Source organism: Sphingopyxis sp. H050 (genome assembly GCF_001468265.1).
In the GTDB taxonomy this organism is placed as follows: domain Bacteria; phylum Pseudomonadota; class Alphaproteobacteria; order Sphingomonadales; family Sphingomonadaceae; genus Sphingopyxis.
This window is the reverse complement of sequence record NZ_LNRZ01000008.1, coordinates 124,747-144,949: the sequence shown is the minus strand read 5'-3', so window position 1 is coordinate 144,949 and position 20,203 is coordinate 124,747. Positions and strand designations below refer to the sequence as shown.

At 65.2% G+C, this 20,203-nt stretch carries 22 protein-coding genes; 13 read left to right on the top strand and 9 right to left on the bottom strand.

The genetic code is table 11. The features are described 5' to 3' along the window. Positions 1–8: 8 nt before the first annotated feature. A complete protein-coding gene (locus ATE67_RS16250) occupies positions 9–539 on the top strand; it encodes a GNAT family N-acetyltransferase (RefSeq protein ID WP_058817784.1) in 531 nt (176 codons plus the stop codon). On the opposite strand, the gene ATE67_RS16245 is transcribed toward ATE67_RS16250, so the two are convergent. Both ATE67_RS16245 and ATE67_RS16240 read right to left on the bottom strand, forming a co-directional pair. Beyond that, positions 536–982 (bottom strand): NfeD family protein, encoded by a 447-nt coding sequence (locus ATE67_RS16245; protein ID WP_058817715.1) that lies wholly within the window; start codon positions 980–982, stop codon positions 536–538. The genes ATE67_RS16250 and ATE67_RS16245 overlap by 4 nt on opposite strands. A 1-nt stretch (position 983) precedes the next feature. Continuing rightward, positions 984–1,898 (bottom strand): SPFH domain-containing protein, encoded by a 915-nt coding sequence (locus ATE67_RS16240; protein WP_058817714.1) that lies wholly within the window; start codon positions 1,896–1,898, stop codon positions 984–986. A gap of 84 nt (positions 1,899–1,982) precedes the next feature. On the opposite strand from ATE67_RS16240, the gene ATE67_RS16235 reads away from it, so the two are divergent. Beyond that, positions 1,983–2,792: an HpcH/HpaI aldolase/citrate lyase family protein gene (locus ATE67_RS16235; RefSeq protein WP_058817713.1), complete on the top strand. Its 810-nt coding sequence runs from the start codon at positions 1,983–1,985 to the stop codon at positions 2,790–2,792. 99 nt (positions 2,793–2,891) lie between these two features. Next, positions 2,892–4,391 (top strand): M28 family peptidase, encoded by a 1,500-nt coding sequence (locus ATE67_RS16230; RefSeq protein WP_231728199.1) that lies wholly within the window; start codon positions 2,892–2,894, stop codon positions 4,389–4,391. A gap of 82 nt (positions 4,392–4,473) precedes the next feature. On the opposite strand, the gene ATE67_RS16225 is transcribed toward ATE67_RS16230, so the two are convergent. After that, positions 4,474–5,847 (bottom strand): class II 3-deoxy-7-phosphoheptulonate synthase, encoded by a 1,374-nt coding sequence (locus ATE67_RS16225; protein WP_058817711.1) that lies wholly within the window; start codon positions 5,845–5,847, stop codon positions 4,474–4,476. A gap of 259 nt (positions 5,848–6,106) precedes the next feature. On the opposite strand from ATE67_RS16225, the gene ATE67_RS16220 reads away from it, so the two are divergent. Genes ATE67_RS16220 through ATE67_RS16210 form a run of 3 tightly spaced genes read left to right on the top strand, consistent with a single transcriptional unit; the run spans position 6,107 to position 8,203 of the window. Continuing rightward, on the top strand, positions 6,107–6,784 hold the full coding sequence (locus tag ATE67_RS16220) for a Crp/Fnr family transcriptional regulator (RefSeq protein ID WP_058817710.1): 678 nt from the start codon (positions 6,107–6,109) through the stop codon (positions 6,782–6,784). A gap of 4 nt (positions 6,785–6,788) precedes the next feature. Next, positions 6,789–7,136, top strand: coding sequence for an ArsC family reductase (locus ATE67_RS16215; protein WP_058817709.1), 348 nt, complete (start codon positions 6,789–6,791; stop codon positions 7,134–7,136). Beyond that, positions 7,133–8,203 carry a glycerophosphodiester phosphodiesterase gene (locus ATE67_RS16210; protein ID WP_058817708.1) on the top strand — a complete coding sequence of 357 codons (1,071 nt, stop codon included), beginning with the start codon at positions 7,133–7,135 and terminating at the stop codon, positions 8,201–8,203. The genes ATE67_RS16215 and ATE67_RS16210 overlap by 4 nt, the downstream gene beginning before the upstream one ends. 83 nt (positions 8,204–8,286) lie before the next feature. On the opposite strand, the gene ATE67_RS16205 is transcribed toward ATE67_RS16210, so the two are convergent. Then, the gene (locus ATE67_RS16205; RefSeq protein WP_082660440.1) at positions 8,287–8,511 is read right to left on the bottom strand and encodes a helix-turn-helix transcriptional regulator; all 225 of its coding nucleotides are present in this window, start codon (positions 8,509–8,511) and stop codon (positions 8,287–8,289) included. Between the two features lie 3 nt (positions 8,512–8,514). Beyond that, positions 8,515–8,820, bottom strand: a complete 306-nt coding sequence (locus tag ATE67_RS16200) for a hypothetical protein (protein ID WP_231728198.1) — start codon at positions 8,818–8,820, stop codon at positions 8,515–8,517. 244 nt (positions 8,821–9,064) lie between these two features. On the opposite strand from ATE67_RS16200, the gene panB reads away from it, so the two are divergent. From panB to ATE67_RS16170, 6 genes are all read left to right on the top strand, one after another. After that, complete coding sequence (gene panB, locus ATE67_RS16195; protein WP_058817707.1) at positions 9,065–9,928, top strand: 3-methyl-2-oxobutanoate hydroxymethyltransferase; 864 nt, start codon at positions 9,065–9,067, stop codon at positions 9,926–9,928. A gap of 123 nt (positions 9,929–10,051) precedes the next feature. Then, positions 10,052–10,816 carry a tetratricopeptide repeat protein gene (locus ATE67_RS16190; RefSeq protein ID WP_058817706.1) on the top strand — a complete coding sequence of 255 codons (765 nt, stop codon included), beginning with the start codon at positions 10,052–10,054 and terminating at the stop codon, positions 10,814–10,816. 1 nt (position 10,817) lies between these two features. Then, on the top strand, positions 10,818–12,155 hold the full coding sequence (locus ATE67_RS16185; protein WP_058817705.1) for an outer membrane protein assembly factor BamB family protein: 1,338 nt from the start codon (positions 10,818–10,820) through the stop codon (positions 12,153–12,155). A 45-nt stretch (positions 12,156–12,200) separates the two neighbouring features. Then, positions 12,201–13,604, top strand: coding sequence for a ribosome biogenesis GTPase Der (gene der, locus ATE67_RS16180; protein WP_058817704.1), 1,404 nt, complete (start codon positions 12,201–12,203; stop codon positions 13,602–13,604). Next, positions 13,594–13,809: a sulfurtransferase TusA family protein gene (locus ATE67_RS16175; protein ID WP_058817703.1), complete on the top strand. Its 216-nt coding sequence runs from the start codon at positions 13,594–13,596 to the stop codon at positions 13,807–13,809. Before der ends, ATE67_RS16175 begins: the two co-directional genes overlap by 11 nt. 115 nt (positions 13,810–13,924) lie before the next feature. Continuing rightward, positions 13,925–14,329, top strand: coding sequence for an Hpt domain-containing protein (locus ATE67_RS16170; protein WP_197411973.1), 405 nt, complete (start codon positions 13,925–13,927; stop codon positions 14,327–14,329). On the opposite strand, the gene ATE67_RS16165 is transcribed toward ATE67_RS16170, so the two are convergent. Beyond that, complete coding sequence (locus ATE67_RS16165; protein ID WP_058817702.1) at positions 14,326–15,579, bottom strand: DUF418 domain-containing protein; 1,254 nt, start codon at positions 15,577–15,579, stop codon at positions 14,326–14,328. The two genes, ATE67_RS16170 and ATE67_RS16165, sit on opposite strands and share 4 nt — an antisense overlap. Positions 15,580–15,736: 157 nt before the next feature. Between ATE67_RS16165 and ATE67_RS16160 the strand changes: the two genes are divergently transcribed. Continuing rightward, complete coding sequence (locus tag ATE67_RS16160) at positions 15,737–16,516, top strand: Coq4 family protein (protein WP_058817701.1); 780 nt, start codon at positions 15,737–15,739, stop codon at positions 16,514–16,516. Positions 16,517–16,662: 146 nt separating this feature from the next. On the opposite strand, the gene ATE67_RS16155 is transcribed toward ATE67_RS16160, so the two are convergent. From ATE67_RS16155 to purL, 3 genes are all read right to left on the bottom strand, one after another. After that, on the bottom strand, positions 16,663–17,064 hold the full coding sequence (locus tag ATE67_RS16155) for a hypothetical protein (RefSeq protein ID WP_058817700.1): 402 nt from the start codon (positions 17,062–17,064) through the stop codon (positions 16,663–16,665). Beyond that, a complete protein-coding gene (locus ATE67_RS16150) occupies positions 17,061–17,795 on the bottom strand; it encodes a DUF72 domain-containing protein (protein WP_058817699.1) in 735 nt (244 codons plus the stop codon). Before ATE67_RS16150 ends, ATE67_RS16155 begins: the two co-directional genes overlap by 4 nt. 122 nt (positions 17,796–17,917) lie before the next feature. After that, positions 17,918–20,173 carry a phosphoribosylformylglycinamidine synthase subunit PurL gene (gene purL, locus ATE67_RS16145; protein WP_058817698.1) on the bottom strand — a complete coding sequence of 752 codons (2,256 nt, stop codon included), beginning with the start codon at positions 20,171–20,173 and terminating at the stop codon, positions 17,918–17,920. Between the last annotated feature and the right edge of the window lie 30 nt (positions 20,174–20,203).

The following is a 20,203-nucleotide window of genomic DNA, read 5'->3' as shown; positions in this document are numbered from 1 at the left end:
TCGGCGCCATGTTCACCGCACCCCCGACGATCGAGACCGACCGCCTCCGCCTCCGCCCGATGCGCTATTCGGACAAGGATGTGCATATCGCAATGTGGGCCGACGAGCGCGTCACGCGCTTCATAGGCGGCGAACCGCGCGCGCCCGATGTCAGCTGGGGGAAGTTCCTGAGTTCCGCTGGGCTCTGGCCAGTGATGGGTTTCGGCTATTGGGTGTTCGCCGACAAGGGCAGCGACGCGCTGATCGGCATGGGGGGGCTCAGCTATTTCTGCCGCGGCATCCCGGAGCTTGAGGGCGTGCCCGAGGCTGGCTGGGCGTTCGACGCCGACCATTGGGGCGCGGGCTATGCGACCGAGGCGATGACCGCGGCGCTCGGCTGGGCCGACGCGAATCTCGATGCGGCCGAAGTGCGTTGCATCATCGACCTCGGCAACGAGGCGTCGGAGCGCGTGTCGGCGAAACTAGGTTTCCGGCGGATCGGCGACAGCGATGCGCTGGGGCATGTGGTCGCGATCTATTCGCGGCCGAAGGGCGGTTAAGCCGGCTCGACCACCAGCACGCCGCCGTCGGCGCTGACGACGCGAACCTTGGTGCCTTCGGCTACATCAGGCCCGCGCACCGGCCATTCGCCGTCGCCGACCTTGGCGCGGCCCCGGCCGTCCTCGATCGCTTTCGTCACCGTCAGCACCTCGCCGACGAGGCGGCCGCCGCGCTGATTGAGGTGCGGGTCGGTGGTGGTGATCGGGTTCGCCTTCAGCCAGCGGCGCCCCCCATAAAGCGCGACGAAAGCCAGCACGGCGAAGATGCCCAGCTGGAACGGAATGCTGAGCGGCACGACCCAGGCGATGACGCCGGTGACGACCGCGGCGGCGCCGACCCAGATCAGGAAGAATCCCGGCGCGACGATCTCGGCGGCGGCGAGCAGCACGCCGAGCGAGAGCCACGCCCAATGCGGTTCCATATTGGCGATGAAGTCGGGCATGTCAGGCCCCCGTCTTGCGTTCGATCGCGTCGCGCGCGAGTTCGCCGATGCCGCCCAGCGTCCCGATCAGCTGCGTCGCCTCGACCGGGAACAGGATCGTCTTGGCGTTGGGACTGGTGGCGAACTGGCTGACCGCCTCGACATATTTTTGCGCGATGAAGTAATTGATCGCCTGCGCGTTGCCGCTGGCGATGGCGTCGGACACCATCTGCGTCGCCTTGGCCTCGGCCTCGGCTTCGCGTTCGCGCGCTTCGGCGTCGCGGAAGGCGGCCTCGCGGCGACCCTCGGCTTGCAGGATCTGACCGGCCTTTTCACCCTCGGCGCGCAGGATCTCCGATGCGCGCATGCCCTCGGCTTCGAGGATGTTGGCGCGCTTTTCACGCTCGGCCTTCATCTGCCGCGCCATCGCATTCGAAATGTCGGCGGGCGGGCGGATGTCCTTGATCTCGACGCGGGTGATTTTGACCCCCCATGGCGTCGTCGCATCGTCGACGACGTGCAGCAGGCGGGTGTTGATCTCGTCGCGCTTCGACAGTGTTTCGTCGAGGTCCATCGAACCCATGACGGTGCGCAGGTTCGTCGTCGTCAGGTTCATGATCGCCAGATACAGATCGCTGACCTCATACGCGGCCTTGGCGGCGTCGAGCACCTGGAAGAAGACGACGCCGTCGACCGCGACCATCGCATTGTCCTTGGTGATGATTTCCTGGCCCGGAATGTCGAGCACCTGCTCCATCATGTTCACCTTGCGACCGACGCGGTCGAAGATCGGCATGATGAAGTTGAGCCCCGGCTGCGCGGTGTGCGTGAACCGGCCGAAGCGCTCGATCGTATAGGCATAGCCCTGCCGGACGGGCGTCAGCGCCCAGATCAGGAACACCAGAGCCAGAACCACCAGCGCAAGCGCGAATTCCATCGATCATCCCCTCATCGCAAAATTGCCATTTGCAAACCCGCTTCCTTATTGCGGCAATGGCCCGTCTGCGCCACAGAAAAGCGCATGACGCCAAGTGACTATCCGCCCCGCTCCTTGCTCTATGTCCCCGGATCGAACGCCCGCGCGCTCGAAAAGGCGCAGGGGCTCGCCGCTGATCTGCTGATCATCGATCTGGAGGATGCGGTTCCCGCGGATCGCAAGATCGAGGCGCGGGCGGCGATGCGAAATGCGGTCGAGGCGGGCTATCCCGGCAAGCGCGTCGCGGTGCGCGTCAACGCGACCGGCAGCTGGGAGCAGGAGGCCGATATCGCGGCGCTGTACGGGCTGGCGATCGACGCGGTGGTGTTGCCCAAGGTCGATGCGGTCGCGGATCTGGAACCGGTGCGCGGCCTCGGGGTGCCGATCCTCGCGATGATCGAGACTCCGGTCGCCATTTATGCTGCGCGCGACATTGCCGCCGATCAGGCAGTGACGGGGCTGATCGCGGGGCTCAATGATCTGGCGCACGAACTGAAATTGCCCGACGGCATGGACCGCAGTGCGATGAGCCATGCGATCCAGGCGATCGTGCTGGCCGCGCGCGCCGCGGGCGTCTGGGCGTTCGACGGCGTCTATAATGCGATCGACGATGCCGCGGGCTTTGCCGCCGAAGCCGCCGAGGGGCGCCGGCTGGGTTTCGACGGCAAAAGCCTGATCCACCCGTCGCAGGTCGACCCGTGCAACGCTGCCTTTGCCCCATCGGAGCGCGAAATTGCGGCTGCCGAGGCATTGATTGCAGCCGCCACCGGCGGCGCCCAGCGCCATGACGGGCGGATGATCGAGGATATGCACGTCGCCGCGGCGCGTGCGCTGCTGGAGCGGGCCAAGAAGTAATCCACCCCTCCCGAAGGGGGGAGGGGAGATGAATGCCGCCGTTCGTCGTTCGACGAACGCGCCTTGCCTGCTTGCAGCGGAAATGCGATGCGCGCGCCCATGAAAATGACCTGTTTCAGCGCCGCCGTCGCGGCAATCGCCCTCGTCGCCTCCACCGCCCCCGCTGCCTTCGCCAAGGGCGATGCGCCGGTCACCGAGGCCGAACTCGCCGAGCATATCAAGGTCCTGGCGAGCGACGCGTTCGAGGGGCGCGGGCCCGGTACGGAGGGCGAGGATCGGACGATCGCCTATATCGTCGGCGAATGGGCGAAGTTCGGCCTTACACCCGTTCCGGGCAGCGTCACGCCCTGGCTGCAGGGCGTGCCACTGATCGAGACGCAGGCGCTCGGCGGGACCGCAAAGTTCAACGTCAAAGGCCGCGACGTCGCGTTCGGCGACGACGGCATCATTCTGACCGGGCGTGACGCGTCGGCTGCGCTGGCGAAGCTGCCGGTCGTGTTCGTCGGCTATGGCGTTGATGGCGCGGGCAAGGTGAATGCCGATGTCGCCGGCAAGCTTGCGGTCATGCTCTACGACAATGCGCCGTTCGGCGATAAATTGCCGCGCTATCGCGAACGCCGCCAGCTGCTTGCCGACGCCGGCGCGTCGGCGGTGCTGGTGGTCGCGACCGATGCGGCCCTGTGGGATCAGGTCCAGCATTCGCTCGGCGGCAAGACGACGCGGCTCGAATCGGGAAAGGTCGGTGCGCCGGTGACCGGCTTCCTGTCGCCCGCCGCGGCCGACGAGCTTTTCAAAAAGGCCGGGCAGGACGGCGCCGCGCTGCGCGAGGCGGCGAAGGCCGCCGATTACAAGGGCTGGGCGCTGCCGGCGACCGCCGACCTGGCGACGACCTCGACCGTGCGCGCCTATCAAAGCAACAACATAGTCGCCAAGCTGCCGGGCGCGAAGCCCGACGGCAAGGCGGTGCTGTTTCTCGGCCACTGGGATCATCTCGGCATCTGCGCTCCGGAAGGCGCGGCCGATCGCATCTGCAACGGCGCGGTCGACAATGCGAGCGGCATTGCGGTGCTGACCGCGGTCGCCAAGCGGCTCGCCGGCGGCGAACGCCCCGATCGCGATATTTACTTCATGGCGACCACCGCCGAGGAGAAAGGCCTGCTCGGCGCGCATTATTTTGCGGCGAATCCGGTCGTGCCGCTCGCCGACATCACCGTCGCGCTCAACATCGACACGATTGCGATTTCGCCGCGCGGCACGCCCGTTGCGACGATCGGGCGCGGCAAGCCGGCCTATGACGCGGTGGTGCGCGATGTCGCGACCAAACTCGGTCGCAAGCTCGACGAGGATGGCGAGGCCGACGCCTTCGTTCAGCGGCAGGACGGCTGGGCGCTGGGCGCCAAGGGCGTCACCTCGCTGATGGTCGGCGGCAGCTTCTCCGACATGCCGCTGCTCGAGAAGTTCCTCGGCAGCGATTATCATGATCCGGCCGACGAATTTTCGGACAAGGTGCCGCTCGGCGGGGCGGCCGAGGATGCCGACCTGCACGTCGCGCTCGGGCGCGTGTTCGCCGACACGAAGGCGTGGCCGGGGAATCCATGATCGTCGCCCCCGCGAAGGCGGGGGCCGCTGTCGGTTTACACAACTCAACGGCCCCCGCCTTCGCGGGGGCGACGCTAGAAAATCAGGCCGCCTGCTTGGCGCGCTCCGACATTTCCTGATTCAGCATCTCGGCCAGAAGGAACGCGAGTTCGAGGCTCTGCCCGGCATTAAGGCGCGGATCGCAATGCGTGTGATAGCGATCAGCCAGATCCATCTGGGTCACGTCCATCGCGCCGCCAGTGCATTCGGTAACGTTCTGGCCGGTCATCTCGATATGGATGCCGCCGCCATGCGTGCCCTCGGCGCGGTGCACGGCGAAGAAGCCGCGCACTTCGGCGAGGATGCGCTCGAACGGGCGCGTCTTGTAGCCGTTGTTCGTCTTGATGACATTGCCGTGCATCGGGTCGCACGACCAGACGACGGGGTGGCCCGCCGCCTTCACCGCGCGAACTAGCTTCGGCAGATGTGCCTCGATCTTGTCGTGTCCATAGCGGGTGATCAGCGTCATCCGGCCGGGCACATGGTGCGGGTTCAGCGTATCGAGCAGGCGCAGCAGCACGTCGGGCTCGAGGCTGGGGCCGCACTTCATGCCGATCGGATTGCCGACGCCGCGGAGATATTCGACGTGGGCCGATCCCTCGAAGCGGGTGCGGTCGCCGATCCAAAGGAAATGGCCCGACAGGCCGTACCAGCCGCCGGTCAGGCTGTCCTGCCGCGTTAGCGCCTGCTCATAGGGGAGCAGCAGCGCCTCGTGGCTGGTGTAGAAGCTGGTGCCCTTGATCTGCGGGACCGTTTCGGGTGTCACGCCGCACGCTTCCATGAAGGCGAGCGCTTCGGAAATGCGCGCGGCGGTTTCCTGATATTTCTTGGCCCAAGGGCTGCGGTCCATGAAGTCGTGCGTCCAGGCGTTGACCTGATGCAGATTGGCATAGCCGCCGCCGGCGAAGGCGCGCAGCAGGTTGAGCGTCGCCGCCGACTGGTTGTACGCCTTGACCATCCGCTGCGGGTCGGGCGCGCGCCCTGCCGCTTCGAAAGCGATATCGTTGATGATGTCGCCGCGATAGCTCGGCAGCGAGACGCCATCGATCTCTTCCATATCGGCCGAGCGCGGCTTCGCGAACTGGCCCGCCATGCGGCCGAGCTTCACCACGGGCATCTTCGACGCATAGGTCAGCACGACCGCCATCTGGAGCAGCACGCGGAAGGTGTCGCGGATGTTGTTCGGGTGGAATTCGGCGAAGCTTTCGGCGCAGTCGCCGCCCTGAAGCAGGAACGCCTTGCCCTCGGCGACGCGCGCGAGATCGGTCGTGAGGTCACGCGCTTCGCCCGCAAAGACAAGCGGTGGATAGCCGGCAAGTTCCTTCTCGGCCGCGGCGAGCGCTGCGTCGTCGGAGTAGGTCGGGAGCTGGCGGGCTTCGTGCGAGCGCCAGCTGTGCGGCTGCCAAATCTGAGTCATAACAGGGGTCTTCTACGTGTTTCGGAGCAAAAATGCGAATCGCGCGCCGCCATGGCGCGAACGGGCGCGGGACGCAAGTCACTGAAAATTAGTTTCAAGTGCAACCAAATGCACATTTGCTTCACTCACCGGACCGAAAATGTTAGTTTATTGCTCAAGTCGGTCCAAAAAAGGGGCGCAGGGACCAAGGCATTCTGCAATCGGTAACGTTATGCCGCTAGTGGTCCAATCGGGGACCGCGACGCAAAAAAGAAATTCTATGGCGAATTTCGATCCGGCTTGGTTTGGTTATGGCGCGCTCATGGTGCTGCTTGCGGCGAGCCTGGTCGTGCGCGTCGATCATGTCCGGCTGGGGCTGGCCATCGCCGCGCTGCTGGCGCTACCCGTGGCGATCTTCGGCTGGAGCGGCCCGGGCTATACTCTGCTCATCCTCGCCATTCTGCTCGTCAATCTGGGCCTCATCACACGGCTGTGGCTCGCCAAAGCCAAAGTGAGTTTCAATGCCGAGGAGCGGGAGCTTCGCGACCGGCATTTCGAACGGTTGAGCCCGGCCAACGCGCGCGCTCTGATCGACCAGGGGCACTGGATCTCGGCAAAGCGCGGCGAGGTGCTGATCCGCGAGAATGAGGCGGCGCCCTGTCTGTTCTACCTCGCGCAGGGCACCGCGAGCATCCACCGTGACGGCGCCGACGTCGGCGCGCTCGCCGATGGCGCGCTGATCGGCGAGGCGACGGTGCTCGACGAGACGCATGCGACGGGCACCGTCCTGCTGACCAGCAATTCCCGGCTGTGGTTCATCCCCGCGGCCGGCCTTCGCGCCTATCTGGCCGCTCATCCCGAGGTCGCCGGTGCGCTGCACGAAGGCTTTGCGCGGGCCATGCGCGGAAAACTTGCGAGCGCAAACGCTCGCATTGCCGAAAGACCCCCGTTATCCTGAAGGCATGGCAACGATTCTCTATGGCATTCCCAACTGCGACACGGTGAAAAAGGCGCGTCGCTGGCTCGACGATCATGGCGTCGCGTACAGTTTCCACGATTTCCGCAAGGACGGGCTGGAGCCCGCGAAGCTCCAAGGCTGGATCGACGCGCTCGGCTGGGAAAAGCTGCTCAACAAGAGCGGCACGACCTTCCGCAAGCTGCCCGACGATAAGAAGGCAGGGCTGGACGCGGCATCGGCGAAGGCGCTGATGCTCGATCAGCCCGCAATGATTCGCCGCCCGGTCGTCGAAAGCGCCGCCGGGCTCGGCGTGGGCTTCGCCGCCGATGACTGGCAGCAGCGTTTTGCATGACGTTGTGGCGCGCGGTCCTGTTGCCGCTGCTGCTTGCCGGCTGCGGCGCTAAACCGATGGCGGCGCAGCCGACCCTCGACGGCCAGCCGCCGATCGTCATCGCGCACCGCGGCGCCTCGGGCGAACGGCCCGAGCATACGCTGGCGGCATACAGGCTCGCGATCGATCTTGGCGCCGACTTCATCGAACCTGATCTTGTGCTGACCCAGGACGGCGTCCTTGTCGCGCGGCACGAGAATGAGATTTCGGAAACGACCGACGTCGCCGATCATCCCGAATTCGCGTCGCGCAAAGCGACGAAGACGATCGATGGCGTCGAAGTCAGCGGCTGGTTTACCGAGGATTTCACGCTCGCCGAACTCAAGACTCTGCGCGCAAAGGAGCGGCTGCCGAAGTTGCGATCGACGGAATATGACGGACAATATGCCGTCCCGACCTTCGCCGAGATTCTCGACCTGCTGGCGGAGGTCAACAAGGATCGGGCGAAGCCGGTGGGCGTCTATCCCGAGACCAAGCATCCGAGCTATTTCGCCGCGATCGGACTGCCGCACGAAGCGGCCTTGCTCGCGATCCTCGACAAATATGGCTACAAGGGCCGCCGGGCGCCGGTCTTCATCCAGAGTTTCGAAGTTGCGAACCTCAAAGCGATCCGCGCCAAGAGCGACCTGCCGCTGATCCAGCTGATCGACGGCGAAGGCGGACCCGCCGACGATCCGAAAGCCAGCTATGCCGCCATGGCGTCGCCGGCCGGGCTAAGGGCGATCGCGACCTATGCGGACGGCATCGGCCCGAACAAGGCGATGGTCATCCCGCGCGGCGCGCTCGGGACGCTCGGCGATCCGACCGGCCTCGTCCGCGATGCGCATGCGGCGGGGCTCAAGGTCCATCCCTGGACCTTTCGCCGCGAAAATTATTTCCTGCCGCTCGGCGACAAGGGCGGAGTGAACCCGGCGGGGCATGGCGATCTGGCGGCCGAGATAAACGCTTATCTGGCGACCGGGATCGACGGCCTGTTCAGCGACAATCCGCGCGAGGCGGTGGTGGTGACGAGAGCGGCGCAACGATGAGCGCGGTTCGATTTGCCCCCTGACCGGTTTCGGCCGGTAGCGGACCTGGCTGATGTGATCCCCACGCCAAAGTGGGCATCTGGCTACCGTTCATCCTGGCCGTCGTCCCACAGGAACACCGCCTCCAGCGGCTTGCCGAACGCCAGCGCGATACGAAATGCGACCTCCAGCGACGGCGAATATTTGCCCTGCTCGATCGCCGCGATCGTCTGGCGGGTGACGCCGACGCGATCGCCGAGCTCGGCCTGCGTCATTTCGCCGGCGAGGAAGCGCAGAGTGCGGATGTCATTGGTGAAGGGAAGCGCCACCGGTCAATATCCCCGGCGGTAATAATAGAGCTGCGCGCCGACGCGGACCAGTTCGGCCAGCACGACGGTGGCGATCAGCATGTTGAGATAGACGCCCGGGGTGAAGCGATAGAATATGGCGATCATGTTGGCCCAACAGCCGAGCACCAGCGGATAATAAGCGAGATGGGTGCCGCGAAGGTGGATGCCGCGTTCGCGCTCATCCTCCTTTACATGGACTTCCTTGGGCGCACGAATGGCGAAGAAGGCGGCCGTTGCCGCCATCGCCACGATGATGATGATCGTGACCGGCACCAGCATCCACGCCACCGCGCCGACGCCCTCCGCCGTATCGACCTTGTGCCAGGGATAAGCGGCGAAATACCAGCCGAAGGCGGCGAGAATCCCGATGAAGGCCGCCTAGTGGGTCTTTTCCCGAAATGACATGTAAAGATCTCCGATGTTCGTTCTATATGACGCAATGTTAACAATATCAGACATTGAGTCAAGCATAGTTTACTCGGCCTTGCTTCGCGCTTTCGCGGCGGGGGTTTAACCGCTAAGCCCCCGCGCCATGTCCACGATCCCGAAAACGCTGACGCTCGACACCTCGACGAGCCGCGCCAACCCGACGCCGCAGCCAATGAAGCGCCTGACGGTGCCGCGCATCCGCCAGCGCAAGGGCGGCGAACCGATCGTCATGCTGACCGCCTACACCGTCCGCATGGCGCAGCTGCTCGATCCGCATTGCGACATGCTGCTTGTCGGCGATTCGCTGGCTCAGGTCATTTACGGCCTGCCGCACACGGTCGGCGTGACGATGGACATGATGGCGCTGCATGGCGCCGCTGTTGTGCGCGGCAGCTATCATGCCGCGGTCATCGTCGACATGCCTTTCGGCAGCTATGAGGGCAGCCCGCAGCAGGCGTTCGACAACGCTGCACGGCTGCTCAAGGAAACCGGCGCGGCGGCGGTGAAGGTCGAGGGCGGCAAGGTGCTCGCCCCGACGATCGAGTTCCTGACCCAACGCGGCATTCCGGTGATGGGCCATGTCGGGCTGACCCCGCAGGCGGTCAACATTCTCGGCGGCTATGGCGTGCGCGGCAAGAGCGAAGAAGAAGCGCGCTCGATCGTCGAGGACGCGGTCGCAGTGGCGCAGGCCGGCGCTTTCTCGATCGTCATCGAGGGCGTGCTCGAATCGATCGCGATCGAGATCACCCGGAAGGTCGCCTGTCCGACGATCGGGATCGGCGCGTCGGCGCAGTGCGACGGTCAGGTGCTCGTCACCGACGACATGTTGGGCATGTTCGAACGCGTGCCCAAGTTCGTGAAGCGCTTCGGCAATATGGCGGGCGAGGTCGAAAGCGCGGTCAAGGACTATGCCGACCAAGTCAGGTCCCGTTCATTCCCGACCGAGGATCAGATCCACGCGGGATGACGGGCAAATTATTGTCTCAAATATCGCACACGGTGAATCGCTTGGCCTTTCCCGGCGCCGCCGCTAAGGAAGCGGCCGGTCTCGCCGCATGTGCGGGGCCGGTTTGAGTTTATGGAGGTTTGAGTGGCGCTGAGCCCGAACAACAACGCGGCGCTGCTGCAGGAAGTCGATGAAGCGGTCCGCAAGGACCAGCTCGACAATATCATGCAGAATTACGGCCGCTGGATTCTCGGCGCGGTTGTTGCCGGGCTGCTCGCGTTCGGCGGCTATCTCTATTGGGGACACCGCCAGGATCAGGCGCGCGGCGAAAAGGCCGAAGCGATGATCGCGGCGTTCGAGAAAGTGGCGAGCCAGCCCACTGCCGCCGTCGCCGAGCTCAAGAAGCTGGAGGATGCAGGCAACCCCGCCTATCGCGCGGCGTCGCTGATGCAGCAGGCGAATGTCAAGGCGCAGGCGAACGACCTGAAGGGCGCGGCGGCGCTGATGGCCCAGGTCGCGAGCGACACGAAGCTCGACCAGTCGATCCGTGACCTCGCGCTCCTTCGCCAAACCGCCTTCGAATATGACACGCTGAAGCCCGAAACGGTGATCGCGCGCCTGAAGCCGATCGTCGATGCGAAGGACCCGGTATCGAGCTGGTTCCCGACCGCGGCCGAAATGTCGGCGACGGCCTATTATCAGCTCGGCCAGTATGACCGTGCCGGCGCGCTCTATGGCCAGATCGCCCGGATGAAGAATGTCGGCAGGGGGCTGCAGTCACGCAGTGTCCAGATGGCCGGCATGCTGGGCGTCGATGCCGTGGTCGACCGGGCGAGTGAAGCCCCCACCGAAAACCAGAAAGGCACGCCGGGCGCAGCGGCGGCCGCGAAGACTGAGGAAGCCAAGTAACATGCGGAAACGGCATTTTGTGATTTCTGCGACGGCGATGGTCGCGCTGTCGCTCGCGGGTTGCGGCGCGTTCAAGGGCAATGGCGGACCCAAGACCCCGACGGTCGGCGACCGCGTGTCGATCCTGTCGAACGACAACAGCATCAAGGTCGATCCGGCGACCGCTTCGATCGAGGTCGTGTTGCCCGAGCCTGCGGTCAACGCTGCGTGGGCACAGTCGGGCGGCAATGCCTCGAAATCGATGGGCCACCCTGCGCTCGGCGCCACGCGCGCGAAGCTCTGGGAAGCAAGCGTCGCAGGCAGCAACAACAAGCAGCGCCTGGCCTCGTCGCCGGTCATCGCCGACAATCGCCTGTTCGTCGTCGATACCGATGCGGTCGTCACCGCCTTTGCCGCGGACACGGGCGCGAAGCTGTGGAGCGTCGCGATCGGCAGCACGGGCAAGGATTACAAGAATTCGCTGTTCGGCGGCGGCGCCGGTGTCGACGGCACGGTCGTCTATGCGACCAGCGGTGCGGGCGATGTCGCCGCGCTCAACGTCGCCGACGGCACGGTGCTGTGGAAGGTGAAGCCCGCGGGTCCGCTGCGCGGTGCGCCCACCATTGCCTTTGGCGACGTCTTCGTCGTCAGCCAGGATAACCAGATTTTCGCGCTGAGCGCCGCCGACGGCGCGGTGCAGTGGCAGGCGACGGCGTCGCTCGAGCCCGGCAGCGTGTTCGGCGCGGCGTCGCCCGCGGCAGGTCAGGGCACCGTCGTCGCCGGCTTCTCGTCGGGCGAGGTGCAGGCCTATCGTTACGAAAACGGCCGCGACCTTTGGGAAGATGCCCTCGCGCGTACCTCGATGGCGCTGTCGGTCTCGACCCTGACCGACGTCGATGCCGACCCGGTGATCGACCGCGGCCGGGTCTTCGCGCTCGGGCAGGGTGGCCGCATGGCGAGCTACGAACTCGTGACCGGCCAGCGCAGCTGGGAAATCTCGATCGCGGGTATTTCGACGCCTTATGTGGTCGGCGAATGGGTCTATGCGATGACCGATGACGGCAAGCTGCTCTGCGTCGCGCGCGCGACGGGCAAGGTCCGCTGGTTGCAACAGCTTGCGCGCTTCCGCGTCGAGACCGAAAAGAAGAAGAAGGACCCGATCCGCTGGACCGGCCCGATCCTCGCCGGCGGCCGTCTGATCGCGGTCAACAGCGAAGGGCTGTTGCAGGAATTCTCGCCGACCGACGGCAGCCTGCTCGGCACGACCGACTTCAAATCGTCGCTGTCGCAGTCGCCGGTGGTCGCGAACAATATTTTGTATATTCTGGCAGACGACGGACGTCTCACGGCCTGGCGCTGACAAGCGTTCGGGCCGGGGCGCCCGGATAGATACAGGGATTAAGAGATGCCGCGATCCGCAACGATCGCCATTGTCGGCCGGCCCAATGTCGGCAAATCGACGCTGTTCAACCGGCTGGTCGGCAAGCGCCTGGCGCTGGTCGACGACCAGCCGGGGGTGACGCGCGACCGCCGCGAGGGCGACGCGAAGCTGCTCGGCCTCGAATTTCTGATCGTCGATACCGCGGGGTTCGAGGATCAGGATGCCGCGACGCTGCCGGGCCGGATGCGCATCCAGACCGAGAAAGCGGTGCGCGAGGCCGACGCGGCCTTGTTCATGATCGACGGCCGCGCCGGGGTCACGCCGCTCGACGAGGAAATCGCGCGCTGGCTGCGGAGCGAGGACACGCCGATCATCCTGCTCGTCAACAAGGCCGAGGGGAAGCAGGGCGAAGACGGCCTGTTGGAATCCTATTCGCTGGGCTTCGACAATCCGATCGCCTTCAGCGCCGAGCATGGCGAGGGGATCGTCGATCTGTTCGATGCGCTGCGCCCGATCGTCGAAGGTTTTGACGAGGCAGCTGCCGAGGTCGCGCCGCCGCCGGGCCTCTCCGGGGAAGATGGCGGCGAAGAGGAAGAAGACGCACCGCTCGGCCCGATGAAGCTGGCGATCGTCGGCCGCCCCAACGCGGGCAAATCGACGCTGATCAACCGCATGATCGGGGAGGATCGCCTGATTACCGGACCCGAGGCGGGGATCACGCGCGACTCGATCCGCGTCGACTGGCAGTGGGAGGACGACGGCGAAGTCCACGAAATCCAGCTGTTCGACACCGCCGGGATGCGCAAGCGCGCGAAGGTCGTCGACAAGCTCGAAAAATTGTCGGTCGCCGACGCGCTCCACGCGGTCGATTTCGCCGAGGTCGTCGTGTTGCTGCTCGACGCCACCAAGGGGCTGGAGGCGCAGGACCTGCGCATCGCCGACCGCGTGCTGCAGGAAGGCCGCGCGCTGATCGTCGCGCTCAACAAATGGGACGTCGCCGAGGATCCGTCGGCGCTCTACAACGGCGTGCGGGCGGCGCTCGACGACGGGCTCAGCCAGGTCAAGGGCGTGCCGGTGCTCAGCATTTCCGGCGCGACGGGCAAGGGGATCGACACGCTGGTGCGCGTCGCGTTCGAACAGCGCGCGATCTGGACCAACCGCGTGTCGACCGCGAAGCTCAACCGCTGGTTCGAGGGCGCGGTTGAGACCAATCCGCCGCCGGCGCCGGGCGGCAAGCGCATCAAGCTGCGCTATATCACGCAGGCGCGCACGCGCCCGCCAACCTTCGTCGTCTTCGGCACGCGCACCGACGCGCTTCCCGGCAGCTATGAGCGCTATCTGGTCAACGGAATGCGCAAGGAACTGGGCTTCCAGGGCGTGCCTGTGCGGCTCAATTTCCGCAACTCACGCAATCCCTATGACGAGTGACGCGCCGACGCGCGTCGTCGATGCGCGCGGGATGCGCTGTCCGTGGCCGGCGCTGCGATTGGCGCGCGCGATGCGCGAAAGCGCCGATGTCCTGCTGCTCGCCGACGATCCGCAGGCGGGGCGCGAAGTCTTGGCGCTGGCGGGCGAACATGGCTGGGGGCTGACCGACGCTGGCACGAACCGGTGGCGCGTATTCCGCGACTGACCCAATATGGGGCGGCTTCTGTTGCAAGATCGTCCCGGCGTAACCTCTTTTTTACCGACTTTCGGCATGGGTCGTGAGGGACCAAGACCGAGTTGAACACCGAGGGACGCAAAAATTGGACGAGATCCTGGTCGATTGGGATGAATTCCGCGCAACGCGCGCCCAGCTGGGCGCCGCTTTTGTGCGGATTCTCGGCTATTTCCGCGAGGACGGCATCAAGTCGGTTGCCGCGATCGAAGAGGCGATGCGCGCCCGCGACGCGCGCGGTCTCGTCATGCCCGCGCACACGCTGAAGAGCGAGGCGCGCCAGTTCGGCGGCGAAAAGCTCGGCGCGCTGGCCGAAGATATCGAAATGTTCGGCCGCCACTGCGTCGAGGCACAGATCAGTCCCGAGGAATATCTGCCGCGCGTCGTGACGCTGCGCCCGCTGTTCGAGGAGACGCTGGGCGCGCTCGAACGCGAAGCGAACCCGCTCGTCCAGCGCCGGGCATCGGGTTTCGGCCGCGCCGCCAGCTTTTAGGCCCGAACGACTTTTCGCATCGGCTGAAGTTCGCCGCGCGACAGGCTGCGCCAGACCCATTCGAGCGGGCCATAGTTGAACCGGTCGAGCCACGGCTTCGACCACAGCAGCATCGCCGCCCACATGCCGAAGCAGAAGAGATAGAGCGCGGTGCGTCCGATGCTGCCGAACAGGCCGAACCCGTAGCCGTAGAATATCGTCGTCATGACGATCGAGCTCATCAGATAGTTGGTAAAGGCCATGCGCCCGGTCGCCGCCAGCCGCGCGCGCACAGCATCGCTTGCCGCAGTCTTGATCAGCAGCATGATCAGCGCCGCCCAGCCGATCGTCATCGCGACGTCGAACGGCACCGAAAGCGACAGCGAAGCGCCGAAGGTCGAAACCGCGCTGAACCCGTTGGCATATTGATACCAGGCGAGCCCGACGAGCGGCGGGACGCCGATCAGGAAGCCGCGGATCGCCCATTTGCGGTAGCGTGCCGGCTCCCAGTCGCCGGTCAGCATGCGCAGCTTGAACAGCGCCATGCCGACGAGCATCAGGCCCATCGTTTCCCACAGGAACATCAGCGCCTGAACAAAGGGTTCAGCGATCTTGTCGCCCAGCTTTTCTCCGACGATATGGCCATAGCTACCGAGATGAGACGCGACTTCGCGCGCATAGCTGGCGGCCTTTGGCCCCATATCGGCGTTCATCTTGGCAAGGTCGCCTTGCACCTTCGCCATCGCCTCGGGCGGCAGCAGGCCCGCTTCGGCCAGCGCGAACATCGCCCAGCCCGCCGCGAGAAAGCCGATGCCGATGAAGAAGAAGACCGCAGCCCAGATCAGCAGCGCCTTTACCGACAAATTGCGGAAGGCGAAAAGCAGCAGGCCGCAAACCGCGTAGAGGAACAAGATGTCGCCGAACCAGATGAAATAATAATGGACGAGGCCGAAGACCGCGAGCCAGGCCATGCGCGAATAATGTGCGCCGGCGGCGCTGCGCCCGCTTGCCTCTGCGCTCTGGATCACCAGCAGCGTGCTTGCGCCGAACAACATCGAGAACAAGCCGCGCATCTTCGAATCAATGAACAGGAAGTTGAACAAGAAGGTCGCAAGGTCACCCCCCCCGACCGGCCCGCCCGCAAGCGGATTGACATAGGCCGCGAAGGGCAGGGCAAAGGCGACGATGTTCATCGCCAATATGCCCATCACTGCGACCCCGCGGATCGCGTCCAGGCTCTCGTAGCGTGTCGCCCCGGTATGCGTTTCCATGCCGTTTCCCCCTTCGGCCAAGGCGCAGGGCGTATCGTGGGCGCAGGCAGGCGTCGAGCGGTTTCTCCGCGCCATTAAGTGGTTATTGACATCTGTGTCAGTAATGCTATTTCCACGGCATCAGATGATTCGCACGAGTTCGCTAAAGAGACCCGCCATGACCCCGACCATCTTCTCCCATCCCGATCGCCAGCCGGCCAAATTCCGTCCGCTGAAGGCGCTGCGCCACTTCCGCAAGCTGATCAAGGACAAGGAAGACACCGAACAGGTGTTCCACATTTTCGAGAATCTGCCGCGCAAGGGTTTCATGGACGATGCGCGCGCCTTCGTCGAAAGCGACCTGGGTAAGCGGCTGATGGAAAGCGAACCCTATCTGCCCGACCTGCTCGACGATCACAGCTGGATCGACGAACTGCCCGAGGGCACGGTCGGCCACGCTTATGTGACCTTCATGCGCCGCGAAGGGCTGTCGGCTGCTGGCCTCGTTGCCGAAGCCGAGAAGATGGGCCGCCCGAAGTTCGACGACCAGATCCAGTGGTACGCCAACCGCCTTCGCGACACGCACGACCTGTTCCATATCCTGACCGGCTATGGCCGCGACGCGCTCGGCGAGCAGTGCGTGCTCGGCTTCACCTATGGCCAGACGGGCAATTACGGCAATTTCTTCATCGCCTATGCCGGTGGCTATGAGCTGAGGCGCCGCGTCAAGGGCGACGCGCCGGTGATAGCTGCGATCCGCCAGGGTCAGCGTCACGGCAAGGCGGCGAAGGCGATCATCGAACAGGATATCCGCGCGCTCCTCGCCGAACCGCTCGATGCGGCGCGTGTGCGCCTCGGCATCGGCGAGCCGACGCTCTACAAGGAAGCGCACCGGGCCTACCGTAGCCGCGGCATCGATCCGTATAATTTCCTCGAAGCCAAGGCAGCGGCAGCTTAACCTGAAGATCCTCCCTGTCGCGGAGCGATGGGGAGGTGGCAGCGCGAAGCGCTGACGGAGGAGCTATGGCGCGAGGTCGCTGGCCCCTCCACCATCCGCTTCGCGGACGGTCCCCCTCCTCATGGCTTCGCCACAGGGAGGATTTCTTAGCGCAGTTCCTTCCGGATCATCAGCTTGAGGCCGGACCAGGTGGCGTCGACCGCGCAGACCTTCACGTCGACCCAGCCCATCGGCAGGCAGATGGTGCGGATGACGTCCTCGGTGATGTCGGACGGGACCTTGGACGTCCTTTTGGGCCAGCTTACCCAGACGAAGCCTGCAGGGGAGATCAGGGTGCGGAGGTCGGTGAGCAAAGTTTCCAGCTCGGCGCGCTCGGTGGTGAAGATATGCGCGGCTTGCAGGCCCGCCTTGGGCGCGTCGCGTTCGTCGAGCGTCACAGCCCCGATCTCTTCGCGCAAGCTGCCGGGCATCGCGTGGAACCACGCGCTCATCCCGTCCTTCAGCGACAGCTTCTTCGCAAGCGGGGTGCCCGAATAGCCTGTGGTCACAGCCGCGCGATCAGCGCCTGCGCGGCGGCGGGGTTGCGGACCTTGGCGCCCGAGATGAAGAAGAGGAAGACGTCGCGGTCGCCCTTGGCCCAGTCCTTGGCCTGCTTCGCCCAGCTATCGAGCGCCTTGGCGTCGTAGCCGGTTTCGACATCCTCCTGGCTGCGCTGGAGGCGGGCGTAGGTGAAGTCTGCCGTTTGTTCGTCGATGCAGGGGAATTCGTCGCTGTCGGCGTAGACGACCGCCATGTTGCGTTCGCGGAGCATGGCGAGGAAGGCGGGGTCGCGGAAGCTTTCGTGGCGGACCTCGATCGCGTGGCGGAGCTTGAGGCCGTCCTGACTGTCGGGCAGCAGGTCGAGGAAGCCCGCGAAATCGTCGCGGTCGAACTTCTTGGTCGCCATGAATTGCCAGTGGATCGGGCCGAGCCGGTCGCCGAGGCGAGTGAGGCCCTGAGTCAGGAATTTTTCGATCGAGGCTGCTCCGTCGGCCAGCACCTTACGGTTCGTCGTGAAGCGTGACGCCTTGACGCTGAACTTGAAGCCTTCAGGCACCGCGGCCGCCCAGCCCGCGAACGTCTCGGGCTTCTGGCTGCTGTAATAGGTGCCGTTGATCTCGATCCCGGTCAGGTGCTGACCGGCATATTCGAGCTCGCGTTTCTTCGGATGCTTGTCCGGGTAAAAGGTGCCGCGCCAAGGCTCGTAGGTCCAGCCGCCGATGCCGATGTGGATGCTCATGGACCTTTCACCTATCCCTTCGTGCTGATCTTGTCGAAGCACCGCTCTTTCCTTGCTACGGCTAAAGAAAGTACGGCCCTTCGACAAGCTCAGGGCGAACGGCTTTGGCGTTGCCTTATGGCTCAGGCCAGCGCCGCGTCGGCTCCCATCAGGTTCGGGAAAAAGCCCTCATGCGCCTCGCGCAGTTCGGCCAGCGTCACCTGATGGTCGCTGTCGGCGAGTTCGAAGACGATGCGGTCCTTGATCGTGCGGCCGACCGGATCGACCGGCACGTCGGCGCGGCCCGCGGCGTCGAGGAAGTCGGCGAGGCAGGTGTCGCAGACGGTGACGAGATACAGCCCCTGATCCTCGCCGAAGAAGCTTTCGGCGACGCCGAACGGCTGCTCTTCACTGACCAGCACGCCGATGTTCGATTTGAGCGCCATTTCGGCGAGCGCGACCGCGATGCCGCCGTCGGAGACGTCGTGGCAGGCGGTGATCCAGCCGGCGTTGATGGCGCCGCGGATGAAGTCGCCGGTGCGCTTTTCGCAGCGCAGGTTCACCGGCGGCGGCGGGCCTTCCTCGCGGCCATGGATTTCGCGCAGCCACACCGACTGGCCCAAATGCCCCGCACGCTCGCCGACCGCGAGCACGATGTCGCCGGTCCGCTTGAAGCCGATGCCGACCGCCTTGTTCAGATCCTCGATGACGCCGACGCCGCCGATCGCGGGGGTGGGCAGGATCGCGCTGCCGCCGCCGGTCGCCTTCGATTCATTGTAGAGGCTGACGTTGCCCGAGACGATCGGATAGTCGAGCGCGCGGCACGCCTCTGCCATGCCGTCGAGGCAGCCGACGATCTGCCCCATGATCTCGGGACGCTGCGGGTTGGCGAAATTGAGGCAATTGGTAATGGCGAGCGGGGTCGCGCCGACCGCACTGATGTTGCGCCAAGTCTCGGCGACCGCCTGCTTGCCGCCCTCTTGCGGGTCGGCGTAGCAATAGCGCGGGGTGCAGTCGGTCGACATCGCGAGCGCGCGGTTGGTGCCGTGGATGCGGACGAGCGCGGCGTCGCCGCCGGTCTGCACCGTGTCGGCGCCGACCTGGCTGTCATACTGCTCCCAGATCCAGCGGCGGCTGGCGATGTCGGGCGTGCCCATCAGAGTCTTGAGGTCGGCGGCGACGTCCTTCGTTTCGGGGACGCCGGTCAGTTCGGGCTTCTTGGGCGTCGGAACGTGCGGGCGGTCGTAGAGCGGCGCGTCGTCGGCGAGCGGGGCGAGCGGGATGTCGCAGACGATCTCGCCATGATGCTCCAGCACCATGCGGCCGGTGTCGGTGACGGAGCCGATGACCGCGAAGTCGAGTTCCCATTTGTGGAAGATCGCCTTGGCGAACTCTTCCTTGCCGGGCTTCAGCACCATGAGCATACGCTCCTGGCTTTCCGACAGCATCATCTCGTACGCTGTCATCCCGGTTTCGCGCTGGGGCACATCGTCCATCTTGAGGTGGAGGCCGACGCCGCCCTTCGACGCCATCTCGACCGAGGATGACGTAAGCCCGGCTGCGCCCATGTCCTGGATCGCGACGATCGCGTCCGACGCCATCAGTTCGAGGCACGCCTCGATCAGCAATTTTTCGGTGAAGGGGTCGCCGACCTGCACCGTCGGGCGCTTTTCCTCGGCATCCTCGCCAAAGTCCGCCGACGCCATCGTCGCGCCGTGGATGCCGTCGCGGCCGGTCTTCGAGCCGACATAGACGATCGGATTGCCGACGCCCGATGCGGCCGAATAGAAGATCTTGTCCTGCTCGGCGACGCCGACGGTCATCGCGTTGACCAGGATATTGCCGTCATAGGCCTTGTGGAAATTGACCTCGCCGCCGACGGTCGGCACGCCGACGCAATTGCCGTAACCGCCGATGCCGTGAACGACGCCCGAGATGAGGTGCTTCATCTTCGGATGGTCGGGGCGGCCGAAGCGCAGCGCGTTGAGGTTCGCGACGGGGCGCGCCCCCATGGTGAAGACGTCGCGCAGGATGCCGCCGACCCCGGTCGCCGCGCCCTGATAGGGTTCGATATACGACGGGTGGTTGTGGCTCTCCATCTTGAAGATCGCCGCGAGCTTCTTGCCGTCCGGGCCTTCGCCGATGTCGATGACGCCGGCATTTTCGCCGGGGCCGCAGATCACCCAAGGCGCCTCGGTGGGCAGTTTCTTCAAATGGATGCGCGAGCTTTTATAGCTGCAATGCTCGGACCACATGACCGAGAAGATGCCGAGTTCGACGAGGTTCGGCTCGCGTCCGAGCGCGGCGAGGACGCGCTCATATTCTTCCGGCGAGAGGCCGTGTTCGGCGACGATCTCGGGGGTGATGACGGAGGCGGGCGCGGTTGCGGTCTGAGTCATGGCGCGCCTTTAGCGATGTAGGCGCAAAAC

Coding starts and splice junctions, on each gene's coding strand:
- ATE67_RS16235 (WP_058817713.1), top strand. CDS start 1,983: ATGACGCCAAGTGACTATCCGCCCCGCTCCTTGCTCTATGTCCCCGGA.
- ATE67_RS16225 (WP_058817711.1), bottom strand. CDS start 5,847: ATGACTCAGATTTGGCAGCCGCACAGCTGGCGCTCGCACGAAGCCCGC.
- ATE67_RS16230 (WP_231728199.1), top strand. CDS start 2,892: ATGAAAATGACCTGTTTCAGCGCCGCCGTCGCGGCAATCGCCCTCGTC.
- ATE67_RS16150 (WP_058817699.1), bottom strand. CDS start 17,795: ATGAGCATCCACATCGGCATCGGCGGCTGGACCTACGAGCCTTGGCGC.
- ATE67_RS16240 (WP_058817714.1), bottom strand. CDS start 1,898: ATGGAATTCGCGCTTGCGCTGGTGGTTCTGGCTCTGGTGTTCCTGATC.
- ATE67_RS16250 (WP_058817784.1), top strand. CDS start 9: ATGTTCACCGCACCCCCGACGATCGAGACCGACCGCCTCCGCCTCCGC.
- panB (WP_058817707.1), top strand. CDS start 9,065: ATGTCCACGATCCCGAAAACGCTGACGCTCGACACCTCGACGAGCCGC.
- ATE67_RS16220 (WP_058817710.1), top strand. CDS start 6,107: ATGGCGAATTTCGATCCGGCTTGGTTTGGTTATGGCGCGCTCATGGTG.
- ATE67_RS16160 (WP_058817701.1), top strand. CDS start 15,737: ATGACCCCGACCATCTTCTCCCATCCCGATCGCCAGCCGGCCAAATTC.
- ATE67_RS16175 (WP_058817703.1), top strand. CDS start 13,594: ATGACGAGTGACGCGCCGACGCGCGTCGTCGATGCGCGCGGGATGCGC.
- ATE67_RS16185 (WP_058817705.1), top strand. CDS start 10,818: ATGCGGAAACGGCATTTTGTGATTTCTGCGACGGCGATGGTCGCGCTG.
- der (WP_058817704.1), top strand. CDS start 12,201: ATGCCGCGATCCGCAACGATCGCCATTGTCGGCCGGCCCAATGTCGGC.
- ATE67_RS16210 (WP_058817708.1), top strand. CDS start 7,133: ATGACGTTGTGGCGCGCGGTCCTGTTGCCGCTGCTGCTTGCCGGCTGC.
- purL (WP_058817698.1), bottom strand. CDS start 20,173: ATGACTCAGACCGCAACCGCGCCCGCCTCCGTCATCACCCCCGAGATC.
- ATE67_RS16245 (WP_058817715.1), bottom strand. CDS start 982: ATGCCCGACTTCATCGCCAATATGGAACCGCATTGGGCGTGGCTCTCG.
- ATE67_RS16215 (WP_058817709.1), top strand. CDS start 6,789: ATGGCAACGATTCTCTATGGCATTCCCAACTGCGACACGGTGAAAAAG.
- ATE67_RS16165 (WP_058817702.1), bottom strand. CDS start 15,579: ATGGAAACGCATACCGGGGCGACACGCTACGAGAGCCTGGACGCGATC.